The organism is Bradyrhizobium sp., assembly GCF_036009065.1.
Lineage (GTDB): Bacteria > Pseudomonadota > Alphaproteobacteria > Rhizobiales > Xanthobacteraceae > Bradyrhizobium.
The window spans coordinates 1-12,456 of sequence record NZ_DASYMN010000377.1 but is presented as its reverse complement, the minus strand read 5'-3'; the positions used below and the strand labels follow the sequence as shown (position 1 = coordinate 12,456).

Annotated in this window: 12 protein-coding genes; 8 read left to right on the top strand and 4 right to left on the bottom strand. The window is 63.1% G+C overall.

Going from position 1 to position 12,456, the window contains the following annotated elements; all coding sequences use genetic code 11:
- From VGP39_RS23080 to VGP39_RS23065, 4 genes are all read right to left on the bottom strand, one after another.
- The coding region (locus VGP39_RS23080) for a wax ester/triacylglycerol synthase domain-containing protein (RefSeq protein WP_327570409.1) at window positions 1–159 on the bottom strand (159 nt) is incomplete at its 3' end.
- Window positions 160–238: 79 nt separating this feature from the next.
- Complete coding sequence (locus tag VGP39_RS23075) at window positions 239–1,042, bottom strand: alpha/beta hydrolase (protein ID WP_327570408.1); 804 nt, start codon at window positions 1,040–1,042, stop codon at window positions 239–241.
- A gap of 8 nt (window positions 1,043–1,050) precedes the next feature.
- Window positions 1,051–1,317, bottom strand: a complete 267-nt coding sequence (locus VGP39_RS23070) for a DUF6489 family protein (RefSeq protein ID WP_327570407.1) — start codon at window positions 1,315–1,317, stop codon at window positions 1,051–1,053.
- A gap of 344 nt (window positions 1,318–1,661) precedes the next feature.
- Entirely contained in the window at window positions 1,662–2,915 is a 1,254-nt protein-coding gene (locus tag VGP39_RS23065) for an FAD-dependent oxidoreductase (RefSeq protein WP_327570406.1), read from the bottom strand.
- A gap of 256 nt (window positions 2,916–3,171) precedes the next feature.
- On the opposite strand from VGP39_RS23065, the gene VGP39_RS23060 reads away from it, so the two are divergent.
- The 8 genes from VGP39_RS23060 to VGP39_RS23025 form a co-directional block, all read left to right on the top strand.
- Window positions 3,172–4,767 (top strand): ABC transporter substrate-binding protein, encoded by a 1,596-nt coding sequence (locus VGP39_RS23060; RefSeq protein WP_327570405.1) that lies wholly within the window; start codon window positions 3,172–3,174, stop codon window positions 4,765–4,767.
- Between the two features lie 122 nt (window positions 4,768–4,889).
- Window positions 4,890–5,870 (top strand): ABC transporter permease, encoded by a 981-nt coding sequence (locus VGP39_RS23055; RefSeq protein ID WP_327570404.1) that lies wholly within the window; start codon window positions 4,890–4,892, stop codon window positions 5,868–5,870.
- Between the two features lie 13 nt (window positions 5,871–5,883).
- On the top strand, window positions 5,884–6,864 hold the full coding sequence (locus VGP39_RS23050) for an ABC transporter permease (RefSeq protein WP_327570403.1): 981 nt from the start codon (window positions 5,884–5,886) through the stop codon (window positions 6,862–6,864).
- 19 nt (window positions 6,865–6,883) lie between these two features.
- Window positions 6,884–7,870, top strand: a complete 987-nt coding sequence (locus VGP39_RS23045; protein ID WP_327570402.1) for an ABC transporter ATP-binding protein — start codon at window positions 6,884–6,886, stop codon at window positions 7,868–7,870.
- Window positions 7,867–8,862, top strand: a complete 996-nt coding sequence (locus VGP39_RS23040; RefSeq protein ID WP_327570401.1) for an oligopeptide/dipeptide ABC transporter ATP-binding protein — start codon at window positions 7,867–7,869, stop codon at window positions 8,860–8,862. The genes VGP39_RS23045 and VGP39_RS23040 overlap by 4 nt, the downstream gene beginning before the upstream one ends.
- Window positions 8,863–9,076: 214 nt before the next feature.
- Window positions 9,077–10,939 carry a gamma-glutamyltransferase family protein gene (locus VGP39_RS23035; RefSeq protein ID WP_327570400.1) on the top strand — a complete coding sequence of 621 codons (1,863 nt, stop codon included), beginning with the start codon at window positions 9,077–9,079 and terminating at the stop codon, window positions 10,937–10,939.
- Between the two features lie 238 nt (window positions 10,940–11,177).
- Complete coding sequence (locus VGP39_RS23030) at window positions 11,178–11,888, top strand: DUF1028 domain-containing protein (protein ID WP_327570399.1); 711 nt, start codon at window positions 11,178–11,180, stop codon at window positions 11,886–11,888.
- Window positions 11,885–12,456 (top strand): ABC transporter ATP-binding protein (locus VGP39_RS23025; RefSeq protein ID WP_327570398.1); only part of this gene is annotated, 572 nt, incomplete at its 3' end. The genes VGP39_RS23030 and VGP39_RS23025, both read left to right, overlap by 4 nt.

Here is a 12,456-nt window from a genome sequence, read left to right as displayed (position 1 = left end):
CCGCGAGGCGATCATCGCCTTGAAATCCTCGAAGAAGTTGCCCTGGTAATTCTCCGGCAGCCGGAAGATCGCCATGCTGCCGACATGCATCGGCATCTCCGGCGTTTCCAGATACAGAAACGACGCGTCCATCGAGGACAGTTTCTTGCCTTCAGCCATGGTTTCCTCCCGGCAGACGATCACACGACGCCTTGAAAGCGTTCTTGGAGGCATTCTTGCGGTTCAGCAGCGCCCGCGTTCAGGACACCGATCCGGATTGTGCATTTACCGGCGACCCATATGCAATGGCAAATGGCCCCGACCGGTCAAATGGGTGAAATTCCCCCTCGGCTTGCGCCAGACGGTCCGCCACCGCCCATAGCGCCGCGGCGTTGACGCCTAGGCCGATATGGCTCGCCAGATGCACCTCGATATTCTCAGCGGTATCGGAAGGCCGCAGCAGCGAGGTCCGCCAGTTCACGATGCCGTCGGTGCGGCTGTAGATCGATGTCGCCGGCACCGGCAGATCGCCGGCGATGGCTTTTGTCAGCTCGGAATTGTGCTCCACCGTCTCACCGGACAGCGCTTCGTAAAGCCGTGTGGCATTGGTGGCCCGCACGTCGTTCGCGAACGGGCTTCCGAGCGTGATGACCGAGCGGATCATGTCCGGGAGTTGCAGCGCCAGATCGCGCGCATAAACGCCGCCGAGGCTCCACCCGACGATGCTGACCTTGCGGCCGGTGTTGCCATGGATCTCGGTGAGCAGGCTTTTCAGCGCGTTGCGCCGCGACGCGATGCCGCCGAGATTGCGGCCCATCTTCCAGGCGTAGGTGTCGTATCCGAGTTGCTTCAGATATCGCCGCATCGGCGCCATCGACAGGTCGCTGGCAAGAAAGCCCGGCAACGCCAGCACCGGATGACCGTCGCCTTTCGGCGCCCGCATCAGCAGCGGCGACAGCAACAGGCTGGTGTTGAATTCGAACAGGCTCCGCACCTCGGCCAGCATCAGAAAAAGGCTCGGCGGACGAAGCCGGCGCCTTGCGGCCGGCTCGCTCTGATCCATCGCCGCCACTATTTGTTGTCCTTGGCTCGCGTGCCGCCAAGTCCGGTGCCAAGTCCGGCCATGGTCACGAACATGTCCTGAAACCGTTCGGCGATCTTCGGATCGAACGTGAACCAGCTCTGCATCAACGCCTCCGGCGACACCTTTTCGATGTTGGCAATCAACTGCTGCTGCAACTTGTCCATCACCGCGGTCTGCATCGGCTGCACGTCCGGCAGTCCCAAGAACTGACGGGCTTCCAGCGGCGTGCAATCTACTTCAACGTTGACTTTCATGTCTGCTCCTCAGCCGGTTCGGTATGCCCCACAAGAGCAACACGAAGGGGTGGCAGTATCGCCGCGACCGGGCGCGCGGGCAAGCGACCTGTTAGAATGAGAGCGCCTTCTTAACCTCTCCCCGCCCTTTCGCGGGGAGAGGTCGAAGCCGGAGCGCAGCGCAGGCTTCGGGTGAGGGGCAAGGCACTATGCTGCAGCGGGCGAAGGTCTGTCGGGTCGCACAAAACTTCTCAGCCTTTTCGACCCGAGAAGGGGTTAATTGTTCGAGCACGGTGCCTCGCCCCTCACCCGGATGGCATCTTCGATGCCATCCGACCTCTCCCCGCAAAAGGGCGGGGAGAGGTTTAGCCGAAACGCTCGACCGCGAACGGTTTCGGATCGGCGAACGGCGTTTCGCCGGTCATCATTTCCGCCAGCAGGCGGCCGGTGGCAGGACCCAGCGTCAGGCCATGATGCTGGTGGCCGAAGTCGAACCACAGTCCGTCGTGGCGCGGCGCCTTGCCGATCACCGGCAGCATATCGGGCAGACACGGCCGCGCGCCCATCCATGGCCTGGCTTCGACCGCATCGCCCAGTGGAAACAGCGCGTGGGCCCTCGGCAACGCGCGTTCGACCTGAATGGGGTTGGGCGGCGCGTCGCGGCGGGCAAACTCGACGCCGGTGGTGAGGCGGATGCCGCGGTTCATCGGCGCCAGCAGAAAGCCTTGGTCGGAATCGAGCACGGGGTGGTTGAGCACGGCATTGCCGCGCGGGGCCAGATGCAGGTGATAGCCGCGCTTGACGGCGAGCGGGATCGCATATCCCAACGGACGAAATACCTGATCCGACCACGGGCCGAGCGCCACCACGATTTCCCGCGCGACGATGGCGCCGTTGGCGCCGGCGATGCGCCATCCGCCGGCGCGCTGTTCGAGCGTTCGGGCGTCGCCGACCAGAAATCGTCCGCCCTTGCGCGCGAACAGCGCCGCATAGGCTTTTGCGAGCCCGCCTGGATCGGGAACGAACCCTGGTGCTGGAAAGCGGATCGCGCCGGCAAAATTTCCGGTCAGACTGGGCTCGCGCTCGGCGATGCCGCCGGAGTCGAGGACCTCGCCGTCGACGCCATATTGTTTGGCGCGATCGAGATCGCCAAGCGCGTTCGCCAGCGTTGCCTCGGATCGAAACAGCTTGATCCAGCCGGTCCGCCGCAACAGCTGCGGCACATCCGCTTCCGCAATCAAGGCTTCATGCTCGATGAGGCTGCGGCGGATCAAAGGCAGTTCCGCCATCGCGCTGTGCAGCGCGCGTTGCGGCGATGACGCCAGATAATAGCGCAGCAGCCACGGCAGAAACCCCGGCAGGTCGGCCACCGCATAGCGCACCTGGGGGGAGCGATTGAGCGCATAGCGAAGGATCTGATTGAAATCCCGCGGAAACATGTACGGAAAAACCGAGGCGCATTCGATCAAGCCGGCATTGCCGTAGCTGGTCTCCTCGCCGGCAAGCTCATGCCTGTCGACCAGAATGACTTCGCGGCCGCGCTGCTGCAGGTGCAGGGCTGCGGAGACGCCGACCATGCCCGCGCCAAGCACAACAATGTCGGCCTTGAACTCCACCACATTTCTCCGAAAGTCGAATGCGCGCTTTGCCTGCCGCCTGTCCTGAAGCTAGGCGTTGCACTCTCGCGGCGCAAACCGGGCCGCCTTGAACGAGACCCGCGCCCGATCCCTTCGGGAACAGCAGGAAATCGCGCTTGCGCGGCGGCCAAACTCTGGCAACAATGATCGGCGGGCGCGATCGGGGACGTTTTGGCGCCGATAATGCTGATAATATCGCCTGAAAGCTAAACCATGGCACAGCGGAGACCGTGAACATATGTCGGTACGTCAGACCTTGCTTGCGATAACAACCATTTCGCTCGCCGCTTTCGCGATAGATCCATCGTCGGCCCAGACCCTGCGCTACGCCAACCAGGGCGAGCTTAAATCGCTCGATCCCTATACGCTCAACGAGACCACCACCCACGCCCACCTTGGGCACGTCTATGAAGGCCTGATCGCACGCGACAAGGATCTCAAGATCATTCCGGGTCTCGCTGAAAGCTGGGAGACGCCCGAACCGACCCGCTGGCGGTTCCATCTGCGCAAGAACGTCAAATTCCAGAACGGCGATCCCTTCACCGCCGCCGACGTGGTTTTTTCGGCGAACCGGGTTCGCGAGAAAGGTTCAAACCTGCAAACCCGCGTTGCCGCCGATACCAAAGTTGTCAAGATCGATGACCATACCGTCGATTTCATCCTGACCTCGCCAAATCCCATTCTGAATTCGCAGTGGGATACCTGGTACATCATGAACAAGAAATGGGCGGAGGCGAACAACACTGCAGCGCCAACGCCGGTGGCTGCGACCTCGCCGAGCTTTGCCTCGCTCAACGCCAATGGCACCGGCGCCTTCATGGTCGAAAGTCATCAGCCCGGCGTGAAAACCGTTTACAAGCCCAATCCGAACTGGTGGCGCAAGCCCGAGCACAATCTCAAGGAGATTATCTTTACGCCGATCGGCTCCGACGCCACGCGCGTCGCCGCGCTGCTGTCGGGCGAAGTCGACGTCATCGAGCCGGTTCCGATCCAGGATATTTCGCGCGTCGATTCCGGCACCAACGCCCAGGTCCTGAAGGGACCTGAGGTACGAACCATCTTTCTGGGCATGGATCAGGCCCGCGACGAGTTGCTGTACTCGAACGTGAAGGGCAAGAATCCATTCAAGGACGTCCGCGTTCGCGAAGCCTTCTTCAAGGCGGTGGATGTCGAGTTGATCAAGACCCGGGTGATGCGCGGACTTTCCACGCCGTCCGCACTGATGATCGCGCCGCAACTCTTCAAGCTGTCCGGAGACTTCACGCGACCGAAATTCGATCCCGATGGCGCCAAGAAGCTCCTCACCGAGGCCGGCTATCCCGACGGTTTCGAGGTCACGATGGATTGTCCGAACGACCGCTACGTCAACGACGCCGCGATCTGCCAGGCCGTGGTCGGCATGCTGGCCCGCATCGGCGTCAAGATCAATCTGCTGGCGCAACCGAAGGCGCAGTATTTTGCCAAGGTTCTGAAACCGGGCGGCTTCCAGACCTCGTTCTACATGCTGGGCTGGACGCCCGGGACGCTGGATTCCCACAACGTTCTCTACGACATCCTGGGCTGCCGCGACGATCCCAAGGTGGCGCGCGGCGAGGCCAATCTCGGCGGCTACTGCAACAAGAAAATGGATGAAGTTACCGACAAGGTGCTGCAGGAGCCCGATACGACCAAGCGCGATTTGCTGATCAAGGAAGCCTTCGAAATCGCCGCAAAGGATTTCGCATATATTCCGCTGCATCAGCAGGCGCTGGCATGGGGCGTATCGAAAAAGGTGAAGCTCACGCAGCGCGCCGACAACCAGGTGCTGTTCTATTGGGCAACCAAGCAGGAGTAGGCAACTGACCTCGTCATGGCCGGGCTTGTCCCGGCCATCCACGTCTTTCTTGTCGTAACACTGCCAAGACGTGGATGCCCGGCACAAGGCCGGGCATGACGATTCCACAGTGAAAGGATCACATGCTCGCTTTCACTCTTCGCCGCGCCATTCAGGCCATCGGGGTCATGATTGCGGTCGGGATCATCTCGTTCTCGATGTTCCGTTTCGCCGGCGATCCGGTCAACCAGATCGTCTCGCTGGATACATCGGCCGCCGAACGCGCCGAAATCCGCAAATCGCTCGGGCTCGACGATCCGGTCCCGGTGCAGTTCGCGAGGTATTTTGCCAATGCGGCGCAATTCAAGTTCGGTGTCTCCTACCAGTTTCGTCAGCCGGTTTCGAACTTGCTGATGGAGCGGATGCCGGCGACGCTCGAGCTTGCCATCTGCGCCACCATCCTCGCGATGGTGTTCGGCATCCTGATGGGCGTCTACTCGGCGCTGAAGCGCGACTCGTTTCTCGCAAAAGTGTTCCAGGCGGTGTCGCTGATCGGAATCTCGCTGCCGACGTTCCTGATCGGCATCCTGCTGATCTATCTGTTCGCGGTGACGCTGGGCTGGCTGCCGTCGTTCGGCCGCGGCGACGTGGTTCGGATCGGCTGGTGGACCACCGGGCTGCTGACGGTGTCGGGCCTCAAGGCGCTGATCATGCCGTCGATTACATTGGGCCTGTTCCAGATGACGCTGATCATGCGGCTGGTGCGCGCCGAGATGCTTGAGGTGCTGCGAACCGACTACATTCGCTTCGCACGCGCACGCGGATTGACGACGCGGGCGATCCACTTCGGCCACGCACTGAAGAACACGCTGGTTCCAGTCATCACCGTCGCCGGCCTGCAATTTGGTTCGGTCATTGCATTTGCGATCATCACGGAAACCGTATTCCAGTGGCCGGGGATGGGTCTATTGTTCGTGCAGGCGGTGCAGAACGTCGACATTCCAATTATGGCCGCCTACCTGCTGGTGGTGTCGCTGATCTTCGTCACCATCAATCTTATCGTCGATATTCTTTATACCGTGGTCGATCCGCGGCTGCGCTCGACCATCCAGCGCCCGGTTTGAACGAGAGACTGGCATGACCGAAGCTCTCGCCCCGCACACCGTCGAACCAGATGCCGTTTCCGCTCATACCGGACCACCCACGCCGCATTTGTTCGGCCGCATCGTTGCAAGCGACATCTTCTATTCCTTCCGCCGCTCCAAGCTCACCATGGTCGCGGCGGCCATCACCCTGCTGTTTTTCCTGCTCGCGATCTTTGCGTCGGTTCTCGCGGTACAGAATCCATTCGACCCCGCGCAGCTTCAACTGATGAACTCGCGCATCGCGCCGCTGTGGACTGCCGATGGACAGAGCCCATTTCTGTTAGGCACCGATGAACAGGGCCGCGACGTCTTTTCGGCCATTCTGTATGGCCTGCGAATTTCATTGACGGTCGGCGTGCTCGGCGTGGTACTCGCCGGCACGCTCGGCATCATGCTTGGATTGATCGCCGGTTATGTGGGCGGCGCGGTCGATGGTCTGATCATGCGCATCGCCGACGTGCAACTCACCTTCCCCGCCATCCTGATTGCGCTTCTGATCAACGGCGTGGTCAAGTCGGTGATGGGAAACCGGCTCGATGCCATGAATACGCTGGCCGTGCTGGTGTTCGCGATAGGCTTGAGCTTTTGGGTGCAATACGCGCGCACCGTGCGCGGCTCGGTGATGGTGGAAAAGAGCAAGGACTATGTCGCGGCCGCGCAGTTGATCGGGTTGCCCGCGCCGGTGATCATGCTGCGCCATGTGCTGCCGAATGCGATGGGACCGATCCTGGTGATCGCCACCATCAACCTCGCGCTCGCCATCATCACCGAGGCGACGCTGTCGTTTCTCGGCTCCGGCATGCCCGACACCATGCCGTCGCTCGGAACCTTGATCCGGATCGGCAACAATTACCTGTTCGCGGGCGAATGGTGGATCGTCGCCTTTCCGGGCGTTGCGCTGGCGGGCTTGATCCTTTCCATCAACCTGCTCGGCGACTGGCTGCGCGACGCGCTGAACCCGAAACTTCGATGATGCGCGAACATCTGATCGCATGACCGAACCCGTGCTCTCCGTGCGTAACCTCAGCGTGGAATTCGTCACCCGCCGCAGCAACCTGCGCGCCATCGACGGGATTTCCTTCGACATCGCCAAGGGCGAGGTGCTGGGCGTGGTCGGCGAATCCGGCGCCGGCAAATCCGTCACCGGCCTTGCGGTGATCGGCCTGATTGATCCGCCCGGCCGCATCTGCGGCGGCGAGATCTTTCTCTCGGGCATGCGGATCGACAATCTTCCCCAGGAGGAGCAGCGGCGGCTGCGGGGAAAACGGCTCGGCATGATCTTTCAGGACCCGCTCACCAGCCTCAATCCGCTGTATCGGATCGGCGACCAGCTGGTCGAAACCATCCGCACTCATCTCGCATTGTCCGAGACCGCAGCGCGCAAGCGCGCCATCGATCTGCTCGCCGAGGTCGGCATTCCCGCGCCGGACAAGCGCATCGATGCCTATCCGCATGAATTCTCGGGCGGCATGCGCCAGCGCGTGGTGATTGCACTGGCGATCTGCGCCGAGCCCGAGTTGATCATCGCCGACGAGCCGACCACCGCGCTCGACGTCTCGGTGCAGGCACAGATCATCTCGCTGATCAAGCGGCTGGGGCGCGATCATGGCACCGCCGTGATGCTGGTGACCCACGACATGGGCGTGATCGCGGAGACCTCCGATCGCGTCGCGGTGATGTATTCCGGACGCATCGCCGAGATCGGCCCGGTGCAGGACGTGGTGCAGCATCCGCTGCATCCGTATGCCAAGGGCCTGATGGGCGCGATTCCGACACTCGCCGGCGAGGCCGAGCGTTTGGTGCAGATACCCGGCTCGATGCCGCGTCTGTCCGCGATTCCGCCGGGCTGCGCGTTCAATCCGCGCTGCGCCTTTGCGTTCGACCGCTGCAGGATCGAACGGCCGGAGCCGATCCGGCACGGCACGCAGGACGTGGCCTGCCACCTCTATGACACCGCCGCCAAGGAGCACGCGGCATGACCGCGGCGCCGTTTGTCGATGTCCGGAATTTGCGCCGCGTATTCGACGTCTCGAAACCATGGCTGAACCGGTTGCTCGAAGGCGGCCATCTGGAGTTTCTCAAAGCAGTCGACGGCGTCACCTTCGACATCGCCAAAGGCGAAACGTTCGCGTTGGTTGGCGAATCCGGCTCGGGCAAGACCACGGTTGCCCGGATGGTCGTCGGACTGCTGCCGCCGACCTCGGGCGAAGTCATCATCGACGGCGTCTCGATGAGCGACACCAGGCAATTGCAGGCGCGTCAGCAATTGCGCAAGCGAATCCAGATGATCTTTCAGGACCCCTATGCCAGCCTTAACCCGCGCATGCGGGTCGATGCGATCGTCGCAGAGCCGGTCCGCGCCTTCGACCTCATTCAGGGCGAGCGCCACATCCGCGGCCGCGTCGGCGAGTTGCTCGACCTGGTCGGACTGCACGCCGACGACGGCTGGAAATATCCGCACGAATTTTCCGGCGGCCAGCGCCAGCGCATCGCCATCGCGCGCGCGCTGGCGTCGGAGGCCGAGTTCATCGTCTGCGACGAGCCGACCTCGGCGCTCGACGTCTCGGTGCAGGCGCAGATCCTGAACCTGATGCGCGACCTGCAGGATAAGTTCGGCCTGACCTATCTGTTCATCAGCCACAACCTCGCGGTGGTCCGGCATATGGCCAGCCGGATCGGCGTGATGTATCTCGGCCGCATCGTCGAGATCGCCGAGGGACGTGAACTGTTCAGTAATCCGCGCATGCCCTACACCAGGATGCTGCTCGGCGCGGTGCCGGACTTAGCAATGTCCGGCCGCCAGCGTATCCCGGTGAAGGGCGAAATCCCGAACCCGATCGATCCGCCGCCCGGCTGCGCCTTCAACCCGCGCTGCCCGCTGGCGTTCGATCTCTGCCGAAGGCAAGCCCCCGCTCTGATCGACGGCGTCGCCTGCCATGCGGTTAATCTGCAAGCCAGCGCAAGTGCGTAGGCTGGGCAAAGGCATCGGGCGCGCGAACGCGCGTCCGATGACGTGCCCACCATTCGCATCGGAAACTGTGATGGTGGGCACGGCGCGAAGACGCGCCTTTGCCCACCCTACTGCGTCCGGGGCACCCATGCATTGTGCGGGGACCGGTTGGCAGGCTCCCCCGGCTGTGGTCAAGTGCGCCGCCCGCGTAAGCCCACCTAGCCCCTGGATTCCCATGAGCAACATCAACCCCGATCCCTTCACCACCCGGCCCGAAATCGAAGGCACCTTCGGGGTGGTCACCTCGACCCACTGGATCGCCACCGCGGTCGGCATGGCCACGCTGGAGAAAGGCGGCAACGCGTTCGACGCCGGCGTCGCCACCGCGTTCACGCTGCAGGTGGTCGAGCCGCATCTCAACGGCCCCGGCGGCGACGTGCCTGTCATCGTGCACGATGTGAAGCGCGGGCGCACCGAGGTGATCTGCGGCCAGGGCCCTGCCCCCGCCAGAGCCACGATTGCGCACTACCGCGACGAACTCGGGCTTGATCTCATCCCCGGCACCGGCCTGCTGGCGGCCTGTATCCCCGGCACCTTCGACACCTGGATGACCCTGCTGCGCGACTACGGCACGATGCGGCTGACTGAAGTGCTCAGCCCGGCTATCGACTACGCCAAAAACGGTTTTCCGCTGGTCGAGCGCGCCAGCGCCACCATCGATACCGTCAAGGACCAGTTTCGCGAGCATTGGCCGACCTCCGCCGCGGTCTATTTGCCGAACGGCAAGGTGCCGGTGCCGGGCAGCATCTTCAGCAATCCGAAATTTGCAGAGACTTACGAACGCATCCTTCGTGAAGCGCAAAACGGCGGCGGAAGCCGCGAGAATGAAATCGAACGCGCCCGCAAAGCCTGGTCGCAGGGTTTTGTCGCCGAAGCCATCGATCGCTTCTGCCGCACGCAAGAAATCATGGATACGTCGGGCCGGCGTCACCGCGGCGTCCTGACCGGGCAGGACATGGCCGGCTGGCAGGCCACCATCGAGGCGCCGATCGCTTACGACTACGGGCGTTACACGGTGATGAAAGCCGGTCCCTGGACGCAAGGACTGGCGACGCTGCAGCAGCTCGCTCTGCTCAAGGGTTTTGACCTGGATGCGCTGAGTCCTGTCAGTGCCGAGTTCATTCATCTTCAGGTCGAAGCGACCAAGCTGGCGTTTGCCGATCGCGACACCTTCTACGGCGATCCGAAATTCGTCGATGTGCCGGTCGATGTGCTGCTCTCGGACGCCTACAACGAGCAGCGCCGCAAGCTGATCACCGATCGCGCCTCGATGGAGTTGCGGCCCGGAACGGTGACCGGTTTCGGCAAGCAGGTCGACGTGCGCCTCGCCACCGGCGCGCGCTCGGCGGTGGAAAACTCAGGCGCGGGCGAGCCGACCGTCGGCCGCATCGATTGGACCCATGACGAAGACCATTTGCCGGACATCACGCAGGCCCGCGAGCGGATGGGCGCAATTCCCGGCGACACCGTACATTTCGACATCATCGACCGCGACGGCAACATGGTCACGGCGACGCCGTCGGGTGGCTGGCTGCATTCCTCGCCGGTGATTCCCGAACTCGGCTTTCCCCTCGGCACCCGCGCGCAGATGTTCTGGCTCGACGAAGACCATCCGGCGGCGCTGATGCCGGGAAAACGTCCGCGCTCGACACTGACGCCGACCATGGCGCTGCGCGATGGCGAGCCATATCTCGCATGGGGCTCGCCCGGCGGCGATCAGCAGGATCAGTGGATCACTCAATTTTTCCTGCGCCACGTCCACGCAAACATGAATCTGCAGGAGGCGATCGACGCGCCGGCCTGGCACTCCGAGCATTTCCCGTCGTCGTTCTGGCCGCGCAAGGCCCGCCCCGGCGTCATGGTGGTGGAATCGCGTGTGCCGGAGGCTACCGTGAAGGAGCTGCGCGCGCGCGGCCATCAGGTCGAAATTGGCCCCGACTGGTCGGAAGGCCGCCTCACCGCCGCCTCGAAACTCGGCCGCCGCCGCCGCGCCGCCGCCAATCCCCGCGGCATGCAGGGCTACGCGGCCGGACGATAGAGCATGTTGGTTTTAGGTCGAATCGCCACGACGCTCAGTTCACCTCTCCCCGCAGGGGAGAGGTCGACGCGCATCGTCAGATGCGCGGCGGGTGAGGGGCTTTTCCGCGAGTTTGAATGCGTGGAGAAGCCCCTCACCCGAAGCCTTCGCTGGCGCTCCGGCTTCGACCTCTCCCCTGCGGGGAGAGGTGAAAAAGAGCCGCCTCTACCTGAATTCATCAAGCTCTAGTTTTCACAAGATGACTTGGTCGATCATCGCCCGCGATTCCGCCACCGGCCATTTCGGAATTGCGGTGGCGACAAAATTTTTCGCGGTCGGCGCGCGCGTGCCGCATATCGCGGCCGGCGTCGGCGCCATCGCGACGCAGGCGCTGGTCAATCCCTATTACGGCATCGATGGATTGAAATTGTTGCGCAAAGGAAAGTCGCCGCGCGAGACGATCGAGATGCTGAGAGCCGCCGATAGCGGCCATGCTTCCCGCCAGATGCAGATCATGGACGCGCGCGGGCACGTTGCGGCTTATACCGGCTCGGATTGCGTGGATTGGTGCGGACACGTCGAAGGCGGAAGTTTTTCGATTGCCGGCAACATGCTTGCGGGCGCGCGCGTGCTCGACGATACCGCGGCGGCCTACATTGCCAACGACAAGCTGCCGTTCGCACGACGCCTGATCGCGGCGATGCGCGCCGGCGAGGCCGCGGGCGGCGACAAGCGTGGCAAGCAATCTGCGGCGTTGCTGATCCATGGCGACGAGGAATGGTCCGATCTCGACCTGCGAGTCGACGACCATGCCGACCCCTTGAACGAACTCGAACGCCTCGAACGGGTCAGCCGCGAACGCTGGGTGCATTTCCGGCAATTCCTGCCCACGCGCAAGAACCCTGCGGGAGTGACCGACCGCGCAACGATCGACGCCACCATCGAAACCGCGATCGCGGACCAGAAATGACCGATGTCCCGCTGATCGAAATCGAAGGCCTGCGCATCGTCTTCCATGGCGATGACGGGCGCACTACACACGCGGTGGACAGTGTCGACCTCAGCGTCGCCAACGGTGCGACCCTCGGCCTGGTCGGCGAATCCGGCTGCGGCAAGAGCGTCACCTCGCTGGCGATCATGGGCCTGCTGTCAAAGCACTCCGCCGAAGTCACCGGCTCGGTCCGCTTCGAAGGCTTCGATCTGCTCGACGTGCCGGATGAGACGTTGCGTGATCTGCGCGGCAACCGCCTTGCGATGATCTTCCAGGAGCCGATGACCTCGCTCAATCCGAGTTTTACCATCGGCGAGCAGATCATCGAGACCATCCTGCGCCATCGCGGCGGCTCGCGGCGGCAGGCGCGCGACCGCGCCATCGAACTGCTGCGCCGCGTCCATATTCCTTCGCCGGAGCGCCGCGTCGACGAATATCCGCACAAGCTCTCCGGCGGCATGCGCCAGCGCGTCATGATCGCGATGGCGCTGGCCTGCGATCCGATGCTGCTGATCGCCGACGAGCCGACCACCGCGCTTGACGTCAC

Bases quoted from the DNA above. Each gene is read 5' to 3' on its own strand.
- VGP39_RS23075 (WP_327570408.1), bottom strand. From the start codon at position 1,042: ATGGATCAGAGCGAGCCGGCCGCAAGGCGCCGGCTTCGTCCGCCGAGC.
- VGP39_RS23045 (WP_327570402.1), top strand. From the start codon at position 6,884: ATGACCGAACCCGTGCTCTCCGTGCGTAACCTCAGCGTGGAATTCGTC.
- VGP39_RS23035 (WP_327570400.1), top strand. From the start codon at position 9,077: ATGAGCAACATCAACCCCGATCCCTTCACCACCCGGCCCGAAATCGAA.
- VGP39_RS23055 (WP_327570404.1), top strand. From the start codon at position 4,890: ATGCTCGCTTTCACTCTTCGCCGCGCCATTCAGGCCATCGGGGTCATG.
- VGP39_RS23070 (WP_327570407.1), bottom strand. From the start codon at position 1,317: ATGAAAGTCAACGTTGAAGTAGATTGCACGCCGCTGGAAGCCCGTCAG.
- VGP39_RS23050 (WP_327570403.1), top strand. From the start codon at position 5,884: ATGACCGAAGCTCTCGCCCCGCACACCGTCGAACCAGATGCCGTTTCC.
- VGP39_RS23030 (WP_327570399.1), top strand. From the start codon at position 11,178: ATGACTTGGTCGATCATCGCCCGCGATTCCGCCACCGGCCATTTCGGA.
- VGP39_RS23060 (WP_327570405.1), top strand. From the start codon at position 3,172: ATGTCGGTACGTCAGACCTTGCTTGCGATAACAACCATTTCGCTCGCC.
- VGP39_RS23040 (WP_327570401.1), top strand. From the start codon at position 7,867: ATGACCGCGGCGCCGTTTGTCGATGTCCGGAATTTGCGCCGCGTATTC.